Here is a 23,718-nt window from a genome sequence, read left to right as displayed (position 1 = left end):
ATTCGATATGATCCAGTTACAGGACCTCAGCCGCACCTATGCCTCGGACGAGGTCGAGACGACTGCGCTCGGCGGCATCGACCTAGCGGTCGAGGCGGGTGAATTCGTTGCCATCATGGGGCCGTCGGGCTGCGGCAAATCGACGCTGCTCAACATCATCGGCACGATCGACCGTCCCACGGACGGACGGTATCTGTTCGAAGGGGCCGATATCGCGCGCGCGCCCGAAGCCGAACTCGCCAAGCTGCGCCGTGATCGGCTGGGCTTCGTCTTCCAGAGCTTCAACCTGATAGACGAACTGACGATCGCCGAGAATGTCGCGCTGGGTCTCGCCTATCGGACGATGCCCGCGCGCGAGAAAAAGGACCGCGTGGCGGCGGCGATGGATAGGGTCGGCATCGCCCACCGCCAGCGCCATCACCCGCATCAATTGTCGGGCGGCCAGCAACAGCGCGCGGCGATCGCCCGCGCGATCGTCGGCGAGCCGCGGCTGATCCTCGCGGACGAGCCGACCGGCAACCTCGATACCGAGAACGGCGCGCAGGTGATGGACATCCTCGGCCAGCTGAACGCCGAGGGCGCGACGATCGTGATGGTCACGCACAGCCCGTCGCACGCCGATATCGCCAAGCGGACGGTGCACATGCTCGATGGCCGCATCCTGTCGTCGGCACGGCGCGCCGCCTGATGCGCCGCTCGCTCCAGATGCTCGTGCTGATGCTGCTTTTGGTGGTCCTCGTCCGCCATCTCGCCGCGACCAAGTCCGGCCCCAAGCCCGGCCCCGATACCGCAAGCGACGCCTGAAGGAACCGCCATGTCCGCACTCACCAGCCTCTATCGTTCGCTCGCGCATCACCGCCTATTCGCGCTCCTCAACATCGGCGGTCTCGCACTGGGGATCGCGACGTTCCTCGTCCTTTTCCTCTTCGTCCGGTTCGAGACCGGGTACGACCGCGTATTGCCGCAGCAAGACCGGTTGTGGGTGATGGAGGAGCGCTATGTGATGCCGGGCTATCCGGCGGACACCAATCCGAACACGATGGGCAGCGAACTCAAGATCCTGCAGGCGGATTACCCGCAGCTGGTCGGCACGCGCTACATGAACATGGCGGCGACGGTGCAGCAGGGCGGGCAGGCGACCGCCGAGGATTTGGGCACGGTCGACCCGAACTTCTTCGATCTCATGCGCTTTCCCGCGATCGAGGGGAATCCAGCGGCCACGCTCGCCGATCCGAACGGCCTGGTGGTCACGCAGAAAACCGCGCGGAAATATTTCGGGAGCCAGTCGGCGATCGGCCGGACGCTGCAACTGTCGATCGATGGGACGACCTATCCCTACAAGGTCGGGGCGGTGCTGCGCGACATGCCCGACGACGTCACCTTCAAGAGCGAGATGTTCGCGCAACTGTCGCGGACTCGCTTCGGCAACGAATGGTGGGAGCATTGGGGCAGCGCGTCGCTCACCACGTTCCTGCGGTTTCCCGATGCGGTGGCGGCGCGGGCGTTCGAGGCGCAATTGCCTGCTTTTCTCGACCGCCATGCCTATGCCGGCGGCAATCTGAAGAAAGGCGAGTATTTCCAGTCGCTGCGGCCGCTGACCGCGATGCATCTGTATAGTCCGGGTGATCGCGCGATCGTCACGACCTTGGGGGCGGTCGGGCTGCTGACGCTGCTGATCGCGATCGTGAACTACGTCAATCTGGCCACCGCGCGTGCCGGGTTGCGCGCGCGCGAAGTGGCGATGCGCAAGGTCCTGGGTGGCACGCGGCGATCGCTGGTGCGGCAGTTCCTGGGCGAGGCGCTGGCGACCGTCGCGGTAGCGGCGTTGATCGGTCTCGCGCTGGCCGAGATCGCGCTGCCTTTCATCAACGCGCTTGGCGGAACGACGCTGGCGATCCGCTACGTCGGATGGGACGGCGTCGTCCTTCCACTGGTCCTGCTGGTCCTGGGCATCGCTTTGGTCGCGGGGCTGTATCCTGCGTTCGTGCTTTCGGGGTTTCGCCCTGCCGCAGTGCTCGCCTCGACGCGAGCACCCGGTGGTGGGCGCAGCGGGACCCGGCTGCGAAGCGCGCTGGTGGTCGTGCAGTTCGCGATCGCGATCGCGTTCGCCATCGCGACCGGAGTCATGCTCAAACAGACCGAACATATCCGTGACGCCGATCTCGGATTTCGCCGCGACGGGTTGATGATCGTGCGGTCGCTGATGACCGGCGGGATCGACTCCCCACAGCGCGCTGCGATCCTGCGCAGCCTCGCGGCGGCCCCCGGCGTCACCGGCGTCACCGTCGCCAACAATGCCCCGGGCGACCAGAGCACGACCAATTTCTCAGGGTACAGCCGCGCAGGAGCGTCGGGCGCCAAGATATCGTTGATGGATGTCGGCACCGGTCGCGACTATTTCCGCGTGTACGGCGCGCGCCTCGTCGCGGGGCGCCTGTTCGACGCCGCGCATGCCGACGACCGCGGCCTGTTGACGCTTGCCGAACGCAAGCGGGCAGGGCCCAATGTGGTGATCAACCGGACCGCGGTGACCGTGCTGGGCTTCGCGTCGCCGGCCGCGGCACTGGGGCAGGCGATCAACGACGGCGAGCGGGACTCGAACATTATCGGCATAGTCAACGACCTGCGCTTCAGAAGTCCGCGCGATGCCGTCACGCCGGTCGCCTACACCTACAACACCGTCGATATCCTCTCGCCGTTCGCGGCGGTACGCTATGCCGGCCGCGATGCGAAGACAATGATGGCGGCACTCGAGGCGGCGTGGAAGCGCGTCGTCCCGGGCGTTCCGTTCGAGGCGCGCTCGGTCGAGGACAATCTGTACCAGCGCTATTACAAGGCGGATGCGCAACGCTCGCGGCTGTTCACGATCGGTGCGGTGCTGGCGATCCTAATCGGCTGCATCGGGCTCTACGGGCTGGCGGCGTTCGACACCGCGCGGCGCGTCAAGGAGATCGGCATCCGCAAGACGCTCGGTGCCTCGACTGCCGAGGTGTTGCGGCTGTTGATCGGGCAGTTCCTGCGACCCGTGATCCTCGCCAACCTCGTAGCATGGCCGCTCGCCTATGTCGCGATGCAGCGCTGGCTAGGCGGGTTCGACGACCGCATCGCGCTGTCGCCGCTATTCTTTGTCGGCGCCTCGCTCGCCGCGGTGCTGATCGCGAGCGCGACCGTCTTCGGCCAGGCCTGGCGCGTCGCCCGCGCCGAGCCCGCGCGCGCGCTACGCCACGAATAGGGGCCGGTCGATGTCCGCAGCCTTGCCGACGCTGTACCGTTCGCTCGCCCGCCATCGGCTATGCGCCATCCTCAACATCGGCGGGCTTGCGCTCGGCATCGCGGTGTTCCTGATACTGATGCTGTTCGTCCGGTTCGAGACGAACTACGACCGCGTGCTGCCGGGATGGGAACGGGTCTGGACGATCGCGCGCACGATCCAGTTCCCCGGCAACCCCGAGGTGCAGATTCCATCTTCGCCTACACTCTCCGGGCAATTGGCCGCGGCGTTCCCCGATCTCGTCGTGGCGCGGATGACGCCCTATGACGCCGCGACGGTGCTGACCGGGAACACGAGTACCCCGCGCAAACTGGCATTGGTCGACCGCGATTACTTTCGGATTTTTCCGTTTCCCGTCGTCGAGGGCGATACCGCGAGTGCGATCGCCCGCCCGGATGGGATTGTCGTCACCCAGAGCGTCGCGGAGGCGTATTTTGGCAAAGCAAGCGCGCTAGGACGGACGCTGACGGTTGCGATCGACGGGAAGGCGCGCACCTACCGGGTCGGGGCGGTGATCGCCGACCTGCCGCAGAACCAGACATACGCCAGTGTCCTGTTCGCGGCGATCCCGGCCGAACTCACTGACGATTCCCGATCTACCAGCAATGGTGTCGTGACGTTTCTGGCACTGCCCGACACCGCGATGGCGGACCGGATCGGAGCATTCATGCGCCGCCATCCCGATCCCGCGTTCAATCCCGACGCGCGTCAATTCCTGAAAGAAGGCATCGTGCCGCTCGCCGGGCGCCATTTTGCGGGCAACGGGGTCGGCACGGTCGTCGCCGTGCTGGGCTGCGTGGGGATCGTCGCGCTGCTGCTGGCGGTGGTCAATTACGTCAATCTGGCGACAGCGCGCGCAGGGCTGAGGGCGCGGGAAATCGCGATGCGCAAGGTGGTCGGTGCGACCCGGCGGATGCTGATCGGGCAATTGCTCGGCGAGGCACTGGCAGCCGTGACGCTGGCGGCGTTGATCGGGCTGGCGCTTGCCGAGATTGCGCTGCCGTTCGTCAACGCGATCGGCGGCACCGACTTGTCGATCGATTATTGGGGGGCGGGGTCTATCCTGCCGCCGCTCCTGGCGACGACCGCTCTGGTGACGTTGCTGGCAGGGTTCTATCCGGCGTTCGTGATATCCTGATTCCTGCCTGCGGGCGTGCTCGCCGCGGCCCGGACCCCCGGCGGCGATCGCGCGGGCGCAGGATTACGCAAGGCACTGGTGGTGACCCAGTTCGGCATCGCGGTCGCGCTGATGATCGGGACTGCGGTTCTGTTCGTCCAGACGCGGCACGTTCAGCAGGCGGACATCGGCTTCGGGCGAGACGGCCTGATCATGCTGAGTGGTTACGGCGACGCCGCGCTGGATGCGGGGCAACGTGCCCGGCTGGTCGACGCGATGCGCAAGACCCGCGGGGTTGCAGGCATCACGACGAGCGGCGTCGTGCCCGGCGGCGGCACGTTCGCAATCGCCAAGATGAAACGCGCCGGGGCGATCGGCGAGCCGCCGATGATCGTCCAGGCCACGGTCGGCGAGCAGTTCTTCGACACGTACCGAGCCCGTCTGCTGGCTGGTCGGATCTTCGATGCGGATCGGTTCGCGCTGGACGTTGGCAACAGCGGCACCGGGAGCACGGCCGTTGCGGGCAGGGTAGCGAACATCGTGCTCAACCATACTGCCGCCGAGCGCTTGGGGTTCGAGCAAGCCAACGAAGCGATCGGCCAGATCGTTTCGCTCGATGGCGCGACGGTGAGGATCGTCGGTGTGATCGCCGATATGCGCTTCGGAACGCCGCGCGAGCCGGTCGAGGCGTTCGCCTATAGCTATCGGCCTGGCGGTGGCTATCGCGCCATCGTGGTGATCCGCACCTCGGCCGATCCCGCAACCGTCCTGGAACGGCTGGAAACGACATGGCGCCGCATCGCGCCAGCGGTTCCGCCAGCAGCCACGACGGTCGACCAGAAACTGTACGACTCCTATTATCGCCAGGACGTGCAGCGGTCGCGGTTGTTTACGGCCGGCGCGGTGCTGGCAGTCGCGATCGGGTGCCTCGGGCTCTATGGCCTGGCAGCGTTCGATACGATGCGGCGGGTCAAGGAGATCGGTATCCGCAAGGTGCTGAGGGCCTCGACCAGCGACGTGATGCAGCTGCTGCTGGTTCAGTTCCTCAAGCCGGTCCTCCTGGCGAACGTGATCGCATGGTTCGCGATGTCGCATTGGTTGAGCGGGTTCGACGACCGGATCGGGTTGTCGCCCGGCTATTTCGTGGGTGCCAGCGTGCTGGCGCTCGTCATCGCGGCGGCGACTGTCGCCAGCCAGGCATGGCGCGTCGCACGGGCCGAACCCGCGCGCGCGCTGCGCCAGTTCTGGGAGACTCAAGCATGTGTGTTTCTGGTCGAGGGAGCCTGGTCCGCGGCTAGTCGTCAGACAGCGCGCGCACGTTCCTCGACGATCCGCTCGAGCATCGACAGCGGCATCGCACCGGCTTCCAGCACATCGTGGAAATGCTTCAGGTCGAAGCGATCGCCGGCGATCGCCTTGGCCTTCTCGCGTGCGCGCAGCCAGGCCGCGTGGCCGATCTTGTAGCTGCATGCCTGACCCGGCGAGACGCAGTAGCGCTCGACCTCGCGCTGCGAGCGTCCGGGGGCGAAGCCGACCGTATCGACCAGGTATTTCGTCGCCTGGTCATGCGTCCACCGCTTGGTATGAATGCCGGTATCCACGACCAGCCGTGCCGCGCGGAACAGGAATGATTGCAGATAGCCGGCGCGTTCCACGGGCGAGGCATAGCCGCCGAGTTCGTCGGCAAGTTGTTCCGCATAAAGCGCCCAGCCTTCCAGATACGCGTTGAAGAAGGCGATCTTGCGCAGCGGATGCGTGGGCGCGCGTTGCGCGGTCGATATTTGGAGATGATGCCCCGGAACGCCTTCGTGATAGGTCAGGCTCGGCAGCGTGTATTTCGGCCAGTCGTGCACGCTCTTGAGGTTGATCCAGTAGATCGCGGCGCGCGAGCCATCGAGCGGCGCGCGGAAGTAATAGCCGTTGGGGGCCCCGTCCTGGATTTCGGGCGCGACGCGGCGGATCTCGAGCGCCGCGTTGGGCGGGTTCGTGAATGCCTTGGGCAGCCGTGCCTGCATCGCCTGTACGCCTGCGTTGAGACTGGCGAGCAGCTCGGCACGACCGGCGTCCGTGTTCGCGAACAATTGCGCGGGCAGGCGGTTGAGCTGGTCGAGCCGGGCACCGACACTGCCCTGCGTGAGGCCTTGTTCACGCAGGATCGGATCGAGCTGTGCGGTGAGTTCCGCGACCTGTTGCAGGCCCATGCGATGGACTTCGTCGGGCGACAAGCTTGTGGTGGTCGCCTGCGCCAGCGCGGCGGCGTAGATCGCATCGCCGTTGGGGATCGCCCAGATGCCGGCGGCACTGCGCGCAGAGGGCCGCAGCAAGCGCAGCAAAGCGATCTGGCGATCGAGCGCCGGATAGACCTGGGTCGCGACGATCTTGGCAGCGCGTGCCTGCCAATCCCCGGCGATCTTCGCGGGGCCGGTGCGGCTGGTCAGCGCCTGGACGAGCTGGTTGTCGACCGGGCTGGGTGACCGCAGGTTCGCCATTTGGCCTAGCGCTAGATCAAGGGAGAAGTCGGGCGCCAGCCGACCCTTGGCGGCTTCGCGACGCTGAACCTCGGTTTCGTTATCCAGCTGCCGGCCCATCATCGCCAATCGATCCAGATAGGCTTCGGCATCATCCGCGGTCTTGACCGGGTGGGTCGAGGCCAGGAAGTCCGGCATGGAGAAATAGACGCCGTCCTGCTGCGTGATCGGATACGGCCCCTGCGGCGAGGAGAGGCCGAACTTCTCCGGGCCGACCATGTTCGACTGGATGCTGTAGAGAACGACTTCGCGATCGATGCGGGCCTGCGGCGACAGCGAGGCGGGATCGACGGCGGTGACGAGCGCCTGTGCCTTGCGGTTTCGTGCCAGGTCCTTCGCGATGGCGGCGTAGCTGTTGTCACCCAGCATATGGCGCAGATCGGCATCCTTGCCGGTATCGAGCCCAAGCGAGGTGGCGAATTCCGGCGATTGGCGGACGGTTTCGCGCAGGACCTGATCGAAGGCCGCGTTCAACCGGGCGTCGCCCGGCGATGGTGCCGCTGCTGTTCCCGCTGAGTTCTGCGCAAACGCGGATCGTGCGGGTAGCGTGCTCAACGCGGCGGCAGCGGCACTGGACGTGATGAAGGCGCGACGATCCATGCCGATTTCCTGACTGTGAAGCTTATCGCGCCACGCTAGGCGACAGTAGGCCAACCGTGCAACCCTACTGCACCGGGTCGGCCAGCCAGTGCCGCTTCACGGAATGTGCTGCTGAGCCAATATCGATCGTGTTTTCGCGTGGTCAGCAATTGCCTTGCTGCTGGCTATCGAGCTGCTCCGTCAACGGCAACGCAGGCTTAGAGCGCGGACAGATGCGGAAGGCGTTATCATCATCGGCGCATGGCAGGACGGCTTGGTGCTCGCCGGCGCCGCGCATCAAGGCAGCATGCTCGCCAACCGAAGTCGATCGCTGCGCATCAAGCGAAAACAAGCTCGATGTTCCGATGATCGCTGATGATCTCCACGATGATCTCGAAATAGGTTTGCCCGGTGCCACGGTCGAGCGCGTCCAGCTGGCGACCAATCGCATCCACGTCGAAGCCAGCCGGTCGCTGCAATTTTCTGGCGAGGAACGTTCGGGTCGTCTCGACACCGAGTGCCGCTCTGCTGGCCGCAACGTCCTGCCAGACGATACGAACCTTTTCCCGCCCCTCGATCGCGCCGTAGCCACCATAGAGCAGGTCGTTCAGCGCATCGAGGCTTTCGCCTAATTGCCAATCTTCCTTGGCCATAAACACCCGGTTTATCTCGGCGTAGAAGGTCGGGATATCGCTGATATTCCGGCCGATGATGGTCAACGTCTTCATCAAATTACTCCCGGACCATACCGTCGATGGGTAGCAACGAGCTTCGCCAGTTCTGCGCCTCCCGCTTCAGTTGCCGTCAAAGGCCCAGCGCAACGTTTTCGCCACCTGTCGCGTACCCGACCGAACGACGGGTTTCATGAATACCGGCGACGCTCGCAGGCCATGCATCCGACGTGCCCAGTTCGGGAGAAGGTCTACCGCCGCCTGGGCGATGGTTCGTTGAAGCGGTATTGCCAGTGGGTTGCCCGGTTTCTGATCGAGCACCAATCGCGCGACCTCGCGCGTGCGACCGTCTGCGATCAACGCTGGCTGCATATTGCGAAGCGCCTGATTTGTGCCCGCACGGTTCCGCGGGAGGGCGTCGGCACCCAATGCTGAACCAATGCTCGCGAACTCGGCGTAGTAGAGATCCTCCTGCGCGAGCGTCAGTCGACGATCTCCGTAGTGTTGCCAGGCAGCCAGGAAGGACCACGCTTCGGATACATGGACCCATGCCAATAAACCGGGGTCGTCGGCACGGTAGGGCGTACCGTCGGGAAGCGCGCCGCCAATGTGCGAATGGACCGCGCGGACTCGCGCTATTGCCGCCTCTGCCTCCGCGCGCTCGCCATATGTGGTCGCAGCGATGAATCGGGCAGTGCGCCGCAGCCTGCCGAGCATATCGGTTCGGAAGTTCGAATGGTCCCAGACTCCTGCTAGAACGGCTGGATGCAGCATCTGGAGCAGCAACGCGGACACGCCGCCTACCATCATGCTGACAACATCGCCATGCACACGCCAGATCATGGAATCGAGCGGAAACAGTGCAGTATCGCTCCGCTTCACCGGCTCCTCGCCACGAGCCTGGTCATTAAACAGAGTCCGCACCTGTCGCACGATGCCGGTCTTGGTCTGGTCACGGATCGATAGCAGGCTGTCGTTCATGCCGTCACGAACGCCCGAGCCCGTATTTAGCAACGGCGGATAGGTCATCGACATGCTGGGACCTGTCATAGATGCCGTCTTATGTTGACGGCCGCTCCCATCTGAGACCATCGCGTTTTCCATGACAAAGAGCAAGGGACGCACCGGCGCGCACGCACGCGCCAATATCCAGCCTGCACCGACAGCGACCGAGCTTGATGCAGCCAAGCGAGAGGTCACGCAGATCGAGGGGCGGCTGGTCGGCCTCGCTGCCGGGCATCCTTCGGTCAAGATCTGGAAGGCACGTCTTCGTGTCGCTCAAGCCGTGATCGCCCGCGCCCCGCGCGACGGTTAGGCGCTGCGACTACGGTGTCTGACGGAGTCAGCTTTGGTGTACGGGCGCTGTAGCGACGCGGACGCCATCAACCCCTTGAACTCGCACACGGAGCCAGCGAAGATCGGGCATCAGCACCGGGAGCGTCCTCTATGCGTCGTCGAACTTTCATTGCCGCCTTGCCAGGGGCCGCATTGCTGCCGGGCATCGGTATGGCACAAGGCGGTCAGGCCGGACCCGGCGTTCCGGGCAAGCAGGGGGCACCGGGGCCCGGACAAGGTGGTGCGCCGCAGCCAACGACGGTAACTCTTCCGCCGCGCTGGGTTGCGGGGGAGGACCGTTTCGTTCGTCCCGACGTGGCGGCGGGGGATCGCCCGGTCGGCGCCAGTTTCGCCTCGCGCACCGCAGCCTATGGCCTCAACGGCGCTGCGGGGACTGCGCATCCGCTAGCGACACAGGCGGGGATCGACATTCTGCGGCGAGGCGGATCGGCGGTCGACGCCGCGATCGCGATCAACGCGTGTCTCGGTTTCCTGGAGCCGACATCGAGCGGCATCGGTGGTGACGCCTATGCGATGATCTGGGATCCGAAGCAGCGCAAGGTCGTCGGGCTCGCCGGATCGGGCGCGTCGCCACGCGGCTTGAGCCTGGAAACGGTGCGGTCGCGGGCACGCGGCGGGGCGCTGCCGCCGCTGGGTGCGGTGTCGGTGTCGGTGCCGGGGGCGGTGGATGCCTGGTGGACGATGCACCAACGCTATGGCCGGCTGCCCTGGGCGCAGTTGTTCGAGCCGGCGATCGCGCATGCCGAGGCGGGTGCGCCGGTGCCGGACATCATCGCCTATTACATCCGGCGCAGCATGGCGGCATTCCGCCGGCCGGGTAACGGCATCGAGGAAACGGCGAACGCCCTCAGGACCTATGGCCTGGCCGACGGCAAGGGCCCGGCGATCGGGCAGGTGTTTCGCAATCCCGATCTCGCCCGCACCTATCGCGCGATCGCAGCGGGCGGGCGTGATGCGTTCTATTCCGGCGAGATCGCGCGTGTCATCGATCGCTACTTCAAGCGGATCGGCGGCTGGCTGCGCCTTGAGGATCTGGCCGCGCATCGATCGGAATGGATCGAGCCACATAAGACGGGCTATCGCGGCGTGGACGTGCACGCCCTTGGCGCCAACACGCAGGGCATCGCGACGCTGCAGATGCTGAACATCCTCGAGACCTTCGATCTCGGCGACGCAGGCTTCCAGTCGCCGCTGTCGATCCATCTGCAGGCGGAAGCCAAGCGGCTCGCCTATGAAGACCGCGCGCGCTTCTACGCCGACCCGCATTTCAGCAAGGTCCCGGTCGAGTGGCTGGTATCCAAGGAGTACGCCCGCGAGCGCGCGAAACTAATCCGCCGCGACCGGATCCTCGATCCCGTCCACCCCGGCCAAGCGCCCAGCCACGGCGACACCACCTATTTCAGCTGCGCCGACAAGGACGGCATGATGGTATCGATGATCCAGTCGAATTTCCGCGGCATGGGGTCGGGACTGGTCGCCGATGGTCTCGGCTTCATGTTCCAGGATCGCGGGCAGCTATTCAGCCTGAGGGACGGTCACCCCAACATCTACGCGCCCGGCAAGCGGCCGTTCCAGACGATCATCCCCGGTTTCGCGACGCGCGGGAACGATCCCTGGATGAGCTTCGGCGTGATGGGCGGCGACATGCAACCGCAGGGACAGACGCAGATCATCGTCAACCGCGTTGACTATGGCCTCGAGATCCAGTCGGCGGGCGATGCGCCGCGCTGGCACCACGAGGGCTCGTCGCAATCGATGGGGGAAGACAGCGCCGGGCTAGGCCCACGAGGGTTGCTGCGGCTGGAATCGGGCGTACCTGCCGCCACAAAGCAGCGTCTGGCCGAGATCGGCTGGACGATCGGCGAGCCCGACGGGGGTTTTGGTCGCTACGAATGCGTCGAGCACCGCATGGACGGTGACACGCGCGTTTATGCCGCCGCGAGCGAGATGCGCGCCGACGGCTGCGCTCTGGCCTATTGAGGGGATGACGATGCGCTACCTGATCCTTGCCGCTCTGGCTTCCGTGGCGATGCCCACGGGCGCCGCGACCTACGAATTGAAGGCGACGCCACAAACGGTTGCCTGGGGGCATTACGATGCCACCGACAAGCCGGTACTGACGATCCGGTCGGGCGACACGGTGGTGATCCACACATTGCTGACCAACAGTCCGGCGGGACTGGAAAAGGCCGGCGTCGCGCCCGCGCAGATCGAACCGGCGCTGCGTGCGGTCTATGACGGTGTCCCGGTCAACGCGCGCGGCCCCGGCGGCCATATCCTGACCGGACCGATCGCGATCACCGGTGCTGAACCCGGCGATATGCTGGAAGTGCGCATTCGGAAAGTCGATCTGGCGATCCCCTATGCTTATAACGCGTTCCGCTACGGGGCGGGGTTCCTGACCGACGATTTTCCCTATGCGCGGATGAAAATCGTGCCGCTGGACGCGAAGCGCATGGTGGGCCTGTTCGCGCCCGGCGTCGAAGTGCCGCTGGCACCGTTCTTCGGCAGCATGGGGGTCGCGCCGCCGCCGTCGTTCGGACGCTACGACAGCGCGCCGCCGACGATCAACGGCGGCAACATGGACGACAAGGCGCTCGTCGCCGGGACGACCTTGTTCCTCCCCGTCTACGCCCCAGGCGCGCTGTTCCAGGTCGGCGACGGCCATGCCGCGCAGGGCAATGGCGAAGTCGATATCACCGCTCTCGAGACCTCGTTGACCGGGACGTTCGAGTTCGTACTGCACAAGAAGGCGGCAATCACCTATCCGCGCGCCGAGACGCCCAAGGCCTATATCGCGATGGGCTTCGACGACGATCTCAGCCATGCGACCCGCAAGGCGCTGCGCAACATGATCGATTTCCTCGTCGCGGAAAAAGGCATGACGCGCGACGATGCTTACATGCTGATCAGCGTCGCAGGCGATGTCGAGATCACCGAACTCGTCGACCGCAACAAGGGCGTCCACGTCGTCTTGCCCAAGGCGGTGTTCACGAAGCGCTAGCGGCCACGGCGGACTCCGCCTGACAAGTTTACGGTAACGCCGCGGCAACTTCGGCGGCAAAGCGGGCGATGTCGAACCGCGCAGCGCCGGGGTCCTCGCCCCGCCTGACCACCACCAGATGCCGGGACGGGATCACCATGACATACTGTCCCCGGTTGCCTTGCGCGGCGTAGCTGCCTTCGGGCAAGCCCTGCTTGGGGCCGAACAGCCACATCGTCGCGCCATAGCCCGGTCCGCTCAACGGCTGCGGTCCGCTCGGCGTCGTCATGGTGCGCATCCAGCCTGCCGGCAACAGGCGCTTGCCCTGCCAGACGCCGTCCTGCGACCAGAACAATCCCAGCCTCGCCAGGTCGCGGGCGGTCGACCAGACCTGGCTGGAGAGGATGTAATTGCCGTGCCAGTCCGTCTCGGCGACAGTGTGGGCCATGCCGAGCGGACCGAACAGGCTGCCCGGCAACGCCCGGTACCGGGCCTCTCCGATCGCGTTTCGGGTGGCATAGACCGCGAGCAGAATATCATTATTGGCGTAGCGGAAGCGTGTGCCGGGCAGGGCCTCCAAAGGCCATGACACCGCCTGTTCGTCCACCGTGGTCCCGCCGAAATAAATCGCATCGGTACGATTGCCGGCGGTGTCGCTGTGCAGGCCGGATCCCATGCGCAGGAGATTGTCGAGCGTGATGGCATGACGCGGATCGCCGGCCTTCCACTGCGGCACAGCGGCGGGGGCCTTCAACGCGGCTGCGTTGTTCAGGCCGATGAGCGTGCCGGCGATCGACTTGCCGACCGACCAGGTCCGGTTGGACACGAACGGCCCGAAACCGCGGCCATATTGCTCAGCAAGAACTTTGCCGTCCTTCACGACGATTACGCCGACGGTCTTGGTGCCGACGCCGTAGGTGGTCCCGAATGCCTTGCCGACCGCGCCAGCCAGCGTGGGCGATGGGCGCGGTGCGATGCCAGCGTCACCTTGCGGCCAGCGACGAGGATCGGCTGCTCGAATCGACGGTGTCGCGGTCGACTTGCGGCTAGATGGTGCCGTGCTGCCGATCGGCAACGTCACGCAGCCATGCCCGCTAGTCCACTCCGCGCGTCTCGGAGGTAGCTTCGGATCGAACCCTACGGAGACGGATTGGCGGGTGCGGTCGACGTTCGCCGTGAGCGTCGGCACGATCTTCTCATAGTCAGGATAGATGCCGGCCAACTCATCGGCATCGATCTGCTCCGGCGTACGGCCTGCATTGAAGATGCCTGAGCAATAGAGTGCCGCCTTGTAACCGGCCGCCACGGCACGCTGGTATGTTCCTGCCGAGGGTTGTGCGACGATCTGCGCACTGGCGGGAACTGACGCGAGGAGGGCGAGACCGGCCGCTTTAAGTATCTGCATGACCGCATTCTTCCATCACGCAACCAGATCGGCAATCCGTTTCTCGGTCATGCGCGTAAAGAGAGGGGCGCGGTCAAGCGCATCCAGCGGAGACCGGCACGGCAGCGATGACTTGCCGTGCAGGTCCCCCAGCAAGCGCCTAGTCTCGCATGAATACCGCAAAGACATCGCGCCAATCCGCATGCCAGCGCGACAGGGCGGGGCGGTTTTCGATCAGGTCCCCCGCCGCCCACGCTATACGCTTCGCATCCTGTTCGGACGTTGTCTCGTTGTCCGGGCACAAGATGTAGAAGTCGCCCGCTGCCACGCGGTCCATCATCAGCGCCACGACCTGTTCAGGTGTCCACGCGCCGGGCGGTTTCTCGGCCAGTCGACCAGCCGTCATCCCGGTCCAGGTGAAGCCCGGCACAAGCAGATGGGCACTGACCCGACTTCCGGTCCGTTCGCGCAAACTGTGAGCAAGGCCTTCAGTTAGCGCTTTCACCCCGGCCTTGCTGACGTTGTGGGCAGTGTTGCCGGGCGGCTGCGTGATGCCCTGTTTGGAGCCGGTGTTGATGATGAGGGCAGGGGCCTCGCCTTCGACCATAGCCTGGACGAAGGCCTGGACGCCGTGGATCACGCCCATCAGGTTGACGCCGAGCACCTCGTCCCACTTTATTGGGTCGGCAAATACGTCACCGCCCCCGCCGATGCCGGCGTTGTTCATCAGCACCGATACAGGACCGTGACGGTCGACCACCTCCTTTGCCAGCGAGGCCATCGCGGCACGATCCGCGACGTCGGCGGACAGCGCAACCGCGCCGTCTATCGAGGACGCGGTCTGCTCCAGCGCTTCACCGGGACGGTCGACCAGAACCACCCGCATGCCCGCGTCCGCAAAGGCGCGAGCAGCGGCCAGTCCAATGCCGCCGGCCGCTCCCGTGACGACCGCAAGCTTGCCCGGTGCGATCGCCGCGAAAGACGGAACGCTCACGCGTCGATGCTCGCCATCGAGGCGTCTGGGTAGCGCGTCCCCTGCGCCGCGCCGGGCGGGAGAATGTCATCGATACGGGCGAGATCGGCATCGCTCAGCTCCACGTCGAGCGCGCCTAGATTGTCCTCGAGATACTTGCGCCGCTTGGTACCCGGGATCGGCACGATATCCTTACCCTGGCGCAATACCCATGCAAGCGCGAGCTGGGCCGGCGTGCAGCCCTTGTCCGCCGCCATCGTGCCGATCGCGGCGACGAGATCGAGGTTCTTCTGGAACGCCTCGCCTTGGAAGCGGGGATGGTTGCGGCGCGTGTCGCCAGCGTCAAGATCGTCGGGTGTCTTGAACTGGCCTGTAAGAAAGCCGCGACCGAGCGGGCTGTACGGCACGAAGCCGATCCCCAGTTCGCGCACCGTCTGCAGAATCTGGTCCTCGACGTCACGGCTCCACAGCGAATATTCGGTCTGTAACGCGGTAATCGGATGCACGGCATGTGCTCGGCGGATCGTCGCGGGGGCAGCCTCGGACAGGCCGAGATACTTGACCTTACCCGCGCGGACGAGATCGGCCATAGCGCCGACGGTCTCTTCGATCGGCACGTCGGGGTCGACGCGATGCTGATAGTACAGGTCGATGACATCGAGCCCGGTCCGCTTCAGGCTCGCGTCACAGGCCGACCGCACATAGTCGGGCGACCGTTGATGCCCTTGAAGCTGCCATCCGACCCGCGGACGTTGCCGAACTTGGTCGCGACCACGATCCACTCGCGGCGCTCGCGTACCACGCGACCGAGCAGCTCTTCGTTGGCGCCAACGCCGTACATGTCGGCGGTGTCCAGGAACGTCACGCCGAGATCCAGCGCGCGATTGATCGTCGCAATGGACTCCGTCTCGTCGCGGCTCCCGTAGAAGTCGGACATGCCCATGCAGCCGAGACCTAGCGCGGAGACTTCGAGGCCTTGCTGGCCCAGTTTGCGGGTTTCCATCAGATCAGTCCTTGTTGGCGGGCAATATGATTGTCGGGCGAAGGGTTACGGCCTGCGGGATTGCGAAGGTTCGTCCCAAACGTCGGCGGCCGTGAGCAGGACCGGGGGCTCCCCGCCCAGCCGGCTGACGAACTCCCGCCGCGCGATACGGTGTATGTCGGACTCGAATTCCCCATACGTCTCGATCGCGGTATCGCTGTCGATGCCGTCGAGGTCCGGACTGATGAACTCCGTCAACGCCTCGCTCGTGATCAGGAACTCGACCATGCCGAGATCGGTGTGGCCGAGGAACAGGACGCCGTGCCGTTCGGCGAGCCATTCATACTCGCCCGGCTCGAAGCGAACGCTCGCAGGTGCCATGGCTCAGCCCTCGTCGTTTGCGCTAGGCAGCCGCTCGGCCAGCGCGGCGATACCGTCGCCAGCGAGGGTTGCATGGGCCGCACCGTCGATTTGCAAAGGGTGCTCCGGCGTAAGCACGGCAGCGTCGCGATGCTCGGGATCGAGCGTCATCCACGTACGCACAGCGCCCTCAAGGCTCGTTACCTCGGCAAGGTTCTCGTCCCCACGCGGCACGTTCTCCAACGCAGCACTCATCCGCCAGTCGATATCCGGCGTCTTCGCATCGTCGCCCCAGGTCGCTTCCGTCATGCTCAAATCCCAAATTGACCGGGAGTGCCGGCTTCCTGATGGCTCAAGCGCTCACCTTCGAAGGCTGGTTCCAGGTAATTCGCATATCGACCGGACGGATCGCGTCGGCGGCAGGTCCAAGCCGCGACGTAGTTCAGCAATAGCTAATAGAAATCGACGGCTGCGGGTGTCGCCGGCTGGCCGACGCAATGAAACGATGGGAACCACTGGGCGGCTATCGCTGAGCCTCGTCGGACGCGACCGTACCCATCGTCATCGCCAGCAACGACATGCCGCCGTGTTCGTGATCCAGCTTCAGAAGCCTGACCCAGTGCGCGATATGCTTCCCGGCTGCCTCACCGGCCTTTCGCAGATGCTGCGGGGTCGACAGATCCGTGTCGTTTTCGATCACCGCGGCGATCGACAGCGCAAAGAAGTCGATGATGTCATCCGCAATCAGTGCTCGATCCGGGGAGTTCGCGGCGAGATACTGCATTACGATGGGCGCGATAACCTGGAACAGGTCGATCTTGGCTTGGTCGTCTACCTTCATCGTGTTTGCGGTCATGCTCGTCTCCTCCGTTCCTGACCTGTATCGTTCGAGACCGGGGGGCGAAAGGCGCAGGCCATCGCTCCCGCCAAGATCGGAGGCGCGATGATCCGCCGACAAGAGAATAGCTTTGCCGCAAAGTCTTAGCGATTGGCCGGGCGCCTCGAACCTGGAACTGTTCGGCGATCACCGTTTTCGCAACCGCGATCGGCGCCGTTGTCGAGCGGGTAGAAATCGCCGAACCAGTGGAGTGAGGCTACACGGGCGTCAGTAGATTGCCGCTCAGTTGGAGTTGCTCGATGTCACGACGCGGAGGGGCACCGAACAGGCGCGCATATTCGCGGTTGAACTGCGATGGGCTTTCATAGCCCACGGCAAAACCTGCGCCGCTTGCCGTCGTGTTCCCTGACAGCATCAGGCGTCGTGCCTCCTGTAGCCGCAATTGTTTTTGATACGCCAACGGCGTCATTTTCGTCACCGCCTTGAAGTGTTCATGGAGTGACGACGGGCTCATACCCGCGGCGGTGGCGATGTCCCCGATGCGGAGCGGCCGATCGAATCCGGTGCGGATTGTGGCGATAGCGCGGCTGACCTGATTGAGGTGGCTGTCGGCCACTGCCATGTAGCGAAGCGCAGCCCCGTGGGGACCCACGAGCAAACGGTACAGGATCTCCCGTTCGATCAGCGGCGCTAGCGCAGCGATGCTGTCCGGCCGATCCAGCAGCCGCATCAGTCGGCACGCCGCGTCGACCAGATCGTCGTCGCTGCGATAGACCGCGAGCGCCGGCAGATCGGCTTTCGGCGCCCGGCCGCCTTCCGCCAGGATGAGGTCCGCCAGCACGGACTGGTCGATGTCGATCTTGCAGCAGAGGTACGGCGCGTCACGATCCGCCTGGACGACGTGTCCGACGAGCGGCAGGTCGACCGAGACCAGCAGGTAATGCGCGGCATCGTAGAGCAGGCTCTCTCCGCCGAGCGAGACTCGCTTGGCACCTTGGGCAATTATGCAAAGCGACGCGTCATACACGGCGGGCAGGGGCACAGTCGGCTCATCGGCCCGGAACAGCGATAGTCGATGGATTGGCGTGCTGACCATGCCGGTTCTCGGGACATGGCGCGCAACCAGCGTGGCGAGGTCTGCGATCGTACTCATCGAGGGACTGTGTCCGCTGCCAGCCGTTCTCACAAGCGGCGGTGAGGCCGTTTTGGAGGATCGTGCAAGCATTGCGGGGGATCGGTCTCACGCTGGTCGGCAATCCGGTTCCATCTGTGTCCAGCCTTCGAGGCGACACGAAAGGAACCATCATGAACGACGTCATCGACAAGACAGTGCTGATCAGCGGCGCCTCCAGCGGTATCGGCGAGGCCACCGTGCGCGAACTGGCGGCCAAGGGCGCGCGCCTTTTCATCGGTGCGCGCAGGACCGATCGCCTCGACGCGCTGGCGGCGGAACTCGGCACGAATGTCGCGTGGCAGGTGCTGGACGTGACCGACGCGGCAAGCTTCGCCGCGTTCGCCGATGCCGCTGAAGCGCGGTTCGGGCGCGTGGACGTGCTGATCAACAATGCCGGCGTGATGCCGCTGTCACCCCTCGCCGCGCTGAAGCAGGACGAGTGGACGCGGATGATCGACGTCAACGTTCACGGCGTGCTGAACGGGATTGCCGCCGTGCTGCCTCGCTTCATCGCGCAGAAGGCGGGCCACGTCGTGAACGTCGCATCGATCGCCGCGCATTTCGTGATGCCGAGCGCCGCGGTCTACTGCGCCACCAAATACGCAGTCTGGGCGATCACCGAAGGGTTGCGGCAGGAGCATGACGATATCCGCACGACGATCATTTCACCCGGGGTCGTGGCAACCGAACTGGGCAACGACATCTCCGAACCTGATATTGCCACTGCACTGACCACGTGGCGGCAGAAGTCGCTGACTCCCGACGCGATCGCACGCGCGATCCGCTACGCTTTGGAGCAGCCCGAGGGGGTGGACATCAACGAGGTCATCGTCCGCCCGACCGCAGCCGGCATGTAGGCGGCGGTGCCAAACTCAGTCCGGGCGGACTTTCTGTCCCCCGGACTGATCAGGTGGACGACCGTCTCGTCAATAGGTCATCGAAAACCATCAATGTCAGTTCACATTGGACAAAGCGGATCGTCGCCCGGCATGATCGGCCCCAAAAACGAAATCATCCGTCCCTTATTTCGCAAGTCGGGGCGAAAGCCAGCCGCCATCCGCTAGCCAGTCTTGCAGGCGATCCGGCCAGTGCAGGATCGAGATCCGGTTCGACTCGTCGAGATTGAACGCGTGGCCACTGTCGGCATACATGTGAAGTTCCGCCGATACGCCACTCTTGCGCAACTGCTCGTAGAGCGTGACCGTCGGTGCTGCGCAGCAAGGATCGCGGCTGCCGGCGACCAGGAACGCTGGGGGCGCGTTGGCGATGGCGGTCGCTGGGATTCCTCGTGGCCCGGGGAAGACCAACACCTGGAAATCGGGGCGAGCGGACTGACGGTCGGTCGGATCGGCGGGTCGACGTCGGGCAGGCTCGGGATTGTCCGCGATCAGCGACACGAGTTCGCCGCCTGCCGAAAAGCCCATCGCACCGACGCGTGCCGGATCGATGCCATAGTCCGCAGCATGCGCTCGGACCCAGCGCATCGCGCGCCGCGCGTCATCCGCAGCATCGCCTTCAACCGAATATTTCGAGCCGGGCTCGTTCGCGAGGCGATATTTGAGCACGAACGCGGTCACCCCCATGCGGTTCAGCGCGGTCGCGACCTTCGTGCCCTCGTTCGTCCATACAAGTAATTTGTGCCCACCGCCGGGCATGATCACGATCGCGGCTCCGTTGCGGTTCGTTACGTCGGCGGGAAAGGCGAGCAGCGACGGATCATGGATGTTGCGGACCCAATAGTCGCGGCCGATCTCCGCCTCGCCGCGGCGTGCCGCCGACCCGGGCGCGCCGTTGGGCCACAGCTTGATCGCGGTGTAGCGGTGTGGCTGCTCTGGCGCCGGATCCTGTCCAGCCAATGACGCGGTTGCGACGGTAGCCGAGGCCAGCAGCGCAATGGTGGCGAAAAGGGTGCGCATCACTTCACCTCCGCGGTCGCGGCCATCGCCGCGAAGCGGATCGGGCTGAACTGGTTCTGGCCGACGATGACGCTCAACGCCTGCGTCTCGAGCGTTTCGGCAGGGCTCACCGTCAGCGATTGCACGTATGTCTCGCTGGAAAATGCACAGAGGCTTACCGAAGCGATGGCGGTGGCGATGCTCTTGCGGGACACACGTCTCTCCTGTCGAATATCGTGGCCGGTGGCGCGCTTGGTTGCGCGGCTCTCCGGTGGAACTGTCATAAAACTCGTCAGACGGAGTTTACTGCGCCGGTTTCAGCCAGCCGTGCATCGCCATCCAGCGGGTGAATTCATCGAACCAACCCGTGCTTGTGGTGGTCTTCGGGTACATGCCGAAGCCGTGACCGCCCTGTTCGAACAGGTGGAACTCGACCGGGCGCTTGGCCGCACGCCAGCTGTCGATCAGCCCATAGCCGCCATTGCCGAAGAAGGGGTCGTCCGCCGCGAGCGCAACGAACATCGGCGGCGCGTCGGCCGGCACCGTCATCGCGGCGAGCGGACCGTAGATGTTGCCGATGAAGGCCGGCTTCGCATCCTGCCCGGCGACGGTCGTTGCCATCGTCAGCATTGCACCTGCGGAAAATCCGACCATGCCGATGCGGCTGGGGTCGACATGCCATTCGCCCGCACGCCTGCGGACCGTGGCGAACGCCGCCCTCGCATCCGCGATCTGCGGCGCAAGGCCCGCCATCATCGCAGCAGCGTTCGGACGTGGCAGGCGCATACCCTGCGGCACCGGTCGCGCGAATGTTGCAAGATTCTGCGGGGTTGGGTTCAGGCGATACTTCAGGACGAAGGCAGCGACGCCTCTGGCGGCAAGTGCACGCGCCACGTCCCAGCCTTCGTTCTCCATCGACAGCGTCTGGAATCCACCGCCCGGTGCGACGATCACCGCCGTTCCGGTGGCCTTGTCGGGATCCGGCAGGAAGGGGGTGAGGGTCGCAACGGTAACGTTGCGGGCGAACACGCTGCCATATTGACTGTGCCACGCCTCCGGTGCGGTCGCCCCCGGGAGTTTACCGGTACCAAGCGCGATGGCGTCGGGCTGCGCCGGAGTGGCGATAGGCGCCATCTTGTCGGTCTGTGCCAGTGCCGGCGTGGTCGAGGCAATCAGCAGGCTGGACAGGCACAGAAGTGCGTGTCCCACCCATCGACGAACGGCGTTCATGCGGAACCCGAATCCCATACTCGCTCTCCCATTTTTATCGTTCTTTTCGTGACGATATAGATAGCGCTACCATAGTACAATGAATTCTGAACAGGTTTCCCCGGTAACCCGTCTACCTTGAATACTGGCGAAAGTTAGAGTGCTCGGGATCACATGATCGCCGCCATGGGAGCCGTCCAGATGGCAGGACTTGGAAGGCATCAAAGGTCTACTGAACATCTCCCCCCAAGGTCATCGCGCGTTGCGAACGATCTCCTGTTCGGCTCCCGATATTCGGCAGTGTTGATCATTGCGGTGATGCAAAGTGCCGGCTAGCGCTGGTCCGCAACTGATAGAAAGGCTCTGTGATGCTCACCAAGCGCGCGTTTGTAGGAATGCTGATGGCGGGCGCCGCTCTGCCGCTGATCGACCCACAGATCGCCATTGCGGCAACCGGGACCGCCGATGACGATGCGCGGCTCCTGCGCTTTCTCGACGCCGCGTTCGATGCGAGTGTCGCGCTCAGTCCCGAGACACAGACCAGCCTTGGCCTGAAAACCAACTACGACAGGCTCGATGATTATACCGACGCTGCCGCACGGCGCGCGCAAGCTTTGCAGGATGCGCAACTCGCCGACCTGCGACGCGGCTTCTCGGTCGATCGGCTTGGACCCGATGCTCGGCTGAGCTATCGATTGTTCGAAGCGCAGGTCGCCACGGATCGCCGCCAGTTCGCGTTCCGCGACTATGCCTTCCCGGTATCGACGAACGGCAGCCCGGCGGGCAACATCCCGGTTTTCCTCATCAACCAGCACCGCATCGCCACGGTAGCCGACGCTCACGCCTATGTGGCGCGGTTGCGTGATTCCCTGCGCGTCATGCGCGAGGTCGCCGCAACCATGCGCAAACAGGCGGCCAAGGGTATCGTGCCGCCAAAGATGGTTTTCACGCCTGCCCGTGGCGATGCCCGCCAAGTTATCACCGGAGCGCCGTTTGATAGTGGCGCGGACAGCAGCCTGATCGCCGATTTCAAGGCGAAGGTCGGCAAGCTTGGCGTGTCCGAGAGCATCAAGGCGGCGCTGATCGCGGATGCGGTCGCGGCATTGAAGGGGCCTTTCCGCCAAGGCTTCGACATACTCTTTGCCGCGCTCGACGAGATCGAGCCACTCGCCAAGGGCAATGACGGCGCGTGGAGCCTGCCCGGCGGCGACGCCTATTATCAAGCGCGGCTCGCCTATTACACGACTACCGACATGACAGCGGAGCAAATCCACCAGCTTGGGCTGGATCAGGTACGATCGATCCACGCCGAGATGACGGCGGTGATGCAACGGGCCGGCTTCACCGGATCGTTGCAGGATATATTCGTGGCGCTGCGGTCCGATCCGAAGTTCAAATACCCCAACACCGATGCTGGCCGTCAACTCTATCTCACCGACGCACGCACGGCCATCGCGCAGACCATGGCCGCCGCACCTCGCTTCTTTCGCCGACTGCCAAAGGCGCCGCTGGAGGTACGCGCGGTCGAGACGTGGCGACAGGAAACTGCCGCAGTGGCGTTCTACGATCAGCCCGCCCCGGATGGCTCGCGGCCGGGCATCTTCTACGTCAATCTGGCGGACATGACGCAGGTGCAGAAGACTCAGGTCGAGGGGATCGCCCATCACGAAGGCGCGCCGGGGCACCACTTCCAGATTGCTCGCGCACAGGAGCTGATTGGCGTGCCGAAGTTCCGCCGCTTCGGCTATTATGGCGCGTATACCGAAGGCTGGGGCCTGTACTCGGAACGGCTCGCCAAGGAGATGGGCGCCTATCGCGATCCGTATTCGGAACTGGGGATGCTGGCGTTGCAAGTGTGGCGCGCGTGTCGCCTGGTGCTCGACACGGGCATGCACGCCAAGCGTTGGAGCCGCGATCAGGCAATCGCTTATTTCACCCAGAATGCGCCACTTTCGGCACGCGACGTGGTCAAGGAGGTCGATCGCTACATCAACAACCCTGGCCAGGCGACGAGCTACATGGTGGGCCAGCAGCGTATATCGGCACTCCGGCATAAAGCGGAGACCGCATTGGGCGCGCGCTTCGACATTCGCGATTTTCACGAGGTTGTGCTGGCGCATGGCGCGCTGCCGCTCGGGGTACTGGCGGAACAGGTCGATGCTTGGATCGGGGTGGCCTGAGACCTACGCCAAGGCTACCACGCGACGAGGGGTGGATCGACGAACCTCGCCGCTCGGTTAGCAGTCCAAAGGTCAGAATTTGGTGAGGCCAGACCAGCACGCGAGTTCTGGGACAAGCGTCTGAACGCCTGTATTTGAACACGCGTTGACTACGATCAGTGGAGCAAGCGTAGTGGGTTACCCCGCAAAATCGAGCTATCGCTGGTCGCCTGCATGCT

20 protein-coding genes and 2 pseudogenes are annotated in these 23,718 nt (G+C 64.7%); 9 read left to right on the top strand and 13 right to left on the bottom strand.

Annotated features, from left to right (window positions below):
• Positions 1-7 precede the first annotated feature (7 nt).
• From C8J39_RS10880 to C8J39_RS19305, 4 genes and pseudogenes are all read left to right on the top strand, one after another.
• The gene (locus tag C8J39_RS10880) at positions 8-688 is read left to right on the top strand and encodes an ABC transporter ATP-binding protein (protein ID WP_056481307.1); all 681 of its coding nucleotides are present in this window, start codon (positions 8-10) and stop codon (positions 686-688) included.
• Positions 689-814: 126 nt separating this feature from the next.
• Complete coding sequence (locus C8J39_RS10875; RefSeq protein WP_120300418.1) at positions 815-3,232, top strand: ABC transporter permease; 2,418 nt, start codon at positions 815-817, stop codon at positions 3,230-3,232.
• Between the two features lie 10 nt (positions 3,233-3,242).
• A complete protein-coding gene (locus tag C8J39_RS19070) occupies positions 3,243-4,409 on the top strand; it encodes an ABC transporter permease (RefSeq protein ID WP_243649909.1) in 1,167 nt (388 codons plus the stop codon).
• 15 nt (positions 4,410-4,424) lie between these two features.
• Positions 4,425-5,600, top strand: a pseudogene (locus C8J39_RS19305) (ABC transporter permease); the annotation flags it as partial.
• Between the two features lie 89 nt (positions 5,601-5,689).
• Here C8J39_RS19305 and C8J39_RS10865 read toward each other — a convergent pair.
• The 3 genes from C8J39_RS10865 to C8J39_RS10855 all read right to left on the bottom strand — a co-directional run bounded on the left by C8J39_RS10865 (position 5,690) and on the right by C8J39_RS10855 (position 9,201).
• Positions 5,690-7,516 (bottom strand): DUF885 family protein, encoded by a 1,827-nt coding sequence (locus tag C8J39_RS10865; RefSeq protein WP_120300417.1) that lies wholly within the window; start codon positions 7,514-7,516, stop codon positions 5,690-5,692.
• Between the two features lie 317 nt (positions 7,517-7,833).
• Positions 7,834-8,223 (bottom strand): barstar family protein, encoded by a 390-nt coding sequence (locus C8J39_RS10860; protein WP_120300416.1) that lies wholly within the window; start codon positions 8,221-8,223, stop codon positions 7,834-7,836.
• 66 nt (positions 8,224-8,289) lie between these two features.
• On the bottom strand, positions 8,290-9,201 hold the full coding sequence (locus C8J39_RS10855) for an oxygenase MpaB family protein (RefSeq protein WP_310793818.1): 912 nt from the start codon (positions 9,199-9,201) through the stop codon (positions 8,290-8,292).
• Positions 9,202-9,268: 67 nt separating this feature from the next.
• Between C8J39_RS10855 and C8J39_RS10850 the strand changes: the two genes are divergently transcribed.
• From C8J39_RS10850 to C8J39_RS10840, 3 genes are all read left to right on the top strand, one after another.
• Positions 9,269-9,481 (top strand): hypothetical protein, encoded by a 213-nt coding sequence (locus C8J39_RS10850; protein ID WP_120300415.1) that lies wholly within the window; start codon positions 9,269-9,271, stop codon positions 9,479-9,481.
• 131 nt (positions 9,482-9,612) lie between these two features.
• Positions 9,613-11,502, top strand: coding sequence for a gamma-glutamyltransferase family protein (locus C8J39_RS10845; RefSeq protein ID WP_120300414.1), 1,890 nt, complete (start codon positions 9,613-9,615; stop codon positions 11,500-11,502).
• A 10-nt stretch (positions 11,503-11,512) separates the two neighbouring features.
• Positions 11,513-12,526 carry an acetamidase/formamidase family protein gene (locus C8J39_RS10840; RefSeq protein WP_120300552.1) on the top strand — a complete coding sequence of 338 codons (1,014 nt, stop codon included), beginning with the start codon at positions 11,513-11,515 and terminating at the stop codon, positions 12,524-12,526.
• 28 nt (positions 12,527-12,554) lie between these two features.
• On the opposite strand, the gene C8J39_RS10835 is transcribed toward C8J39_RS10840, so the two are convergent.
• The 7 genes and pseudogenes from C8J39_RS10835 to C8J39_RS10805 form a co-directional block, all read right to left on the bottom strand.
• On the bottom strand, positions 12,555-13,910 hold the full coding sequence (locus tag C8J39_RS10835; RefSeq protein ID WP_120300413.1) for a serine hydrolase: 1,356 nt from the start codon (positions 13,908-13,910) through the stop codon (positions 12,555-12,557).
• Between the two features lie 139 nt (positions 13,911-14,049).
• Positions 14,050-14,883 (bottom strand): SDR family NAD(P)-dependent oxidoreductase, encoded by an 834-nt coding sequence (locus tag C8J39_RS10830; RefSeq protein WP_120300412.1) that lies wholly within the window; start codon positions 14,881-14,883, stop codon positions 14,050-14,052.
• Positions 14,880-15,865 (bottom strand): annotated as a pseudogene (locus C8J39_RS10825) (aldo/keto reductase). The gene C8J39_RS10830 and the pseudogene C8J39_RS10825 overlap by 4 nt, the downstream one beginning before the upstream one ends.
• A 45-nt stretch (positions 15,866-15,910) precedes the next feature.
• Positions 15,911-16,225: a DUF1488 family protein gene (locus C8J39_RS10820; RefSeq protein WP_120300411.1), complete on the bottom strand. Its 315-nt coding sequence runs from the start codon at positions 16,223-16,225 to the stop codon at positions 15,911-15,913.
• 3 nt (positions 16,226-16,228) lie between these two features.
• Entirely contained in the window at positions 16,229-16,513 is a 285-nt protein-coding gene (locus C8J39_RS10815) for a hypothetical protein (RefSeq protein WP_056481342.1), read from the bottom strand.
• Positions 16,514-16,727: 214 nt separating this feature from the next.
• Positions 16,728-17,060: a hypothetical protein gene (locus tag C8J39_RS10810; RefSeq protein WP_120300410.1), complete on the bottom strand. Its 333-nt coding sequence runs from the start codon at positions 17,058-17,060 to the stop codon at positions 16,728-16,730.
• 238 nt (positions 17,061-17,298) lie between these two features.
• Positions 17,299-18,195: an AraC family transcriptional regulator gene (locus tag C8J39_RS10805; protein ID WP_120300409.1), complete on the bottom strand. Its 897-nt coding sequence runs from the start codon at positions 18,193-18,195 to the stop codon at positions 17,299-17,301.
• A 152-nt stretch (positions 18,196-18,347) separates the two neighbouring features.
• Here C8J39_RS10805 and C8J39_RS10800 point away from each other — a divergent pair, with 152 nt between their 5' ends.
• Positions 18,348-19,073, top strand: a complete 726-nt coding sequence (locus tag C8J39_RS10800) for an SDR family oxidoreductase (RefSeq protein WP_120300408.1) — start codon at positions 18,348-18,350, stop codon at positions 19,071-19,073.
• Positions 19,074-19,238: 165 nt separating this feature from the next.
• Here the strand turns inward: C8J39_RS10800 and C8J39_RS10795 are convergent, their stop codons facing one another.
• The 3 genes from C8J39_RS10795 to C8J39_RS10785 form a co-directional block, all read right to left on the bottom strand.
• Complete coding sequence (locus C8J39_RS10795) at positions 19,239-20,132, bottom strand: alpha/beta hydrolase (protein ID WP_120300407.1); 894 nt, start codon at positions 20,130-20,132, stop codon at positions 19,239-19,241.
• Positions 20,132-20,326 (bottom strand): hypothetical protein, encoded by a 195-nt coding sequence (locus C8J39_RS10790; protein WP_120300406.1) that lies wholly within the window; start codon positions 20,324-20,326, stop codon positions 20,132-20,134. The genes C8J39_RS10795 and C8J39_RS10790 overlap by 1 nt, the downstream gene beginning before the upstream one ends.
• 88 nt (positions 20,327-20,414) lie before the next feature.
• Positions 20,415-21,245, bottom strand: a complete 831-nt coding sequence (locus tag C8J39_RS10785) for an alpha/beta hydrolase (RefSeq protein ID WP_404969337.1) — start codon at positions 21,243-21,245, stop codon at positions 20,415-20,417.
• A 470-nt stretch (positions 21,246-21,715) separates the two neighbouring features.
• On the opposite strand from C8J39_RS10785, the gene C8J39_RS10780 reads away from it, so the two are divergent.
• Positions 21,716-23,500, top strand: a complete 1,785-nt coding sequence (locus C8J39_RS10780) for a DUF885 domain-containing protein (protein WP_404969336.1) — start codon at positions 21,716-21,718, stop codon at positions 23,498-23,500.
• Positions 23,501-23,718: the final 218 nt, after the last annotated feature.

The sequence above is a fragment of the Sphingomonas sp. PP-CC-1A-547 genome, from assembly GCF_003610375.1.
GTDB lineage: Bacteria > Pseudomonadota > Alphaproteobacteria > Sphingomonadales > Sphingomonadaceae > Sphingomonas.
This window is presented reverse-complemented; position numbering and strand designations above follow the sequence as displayed.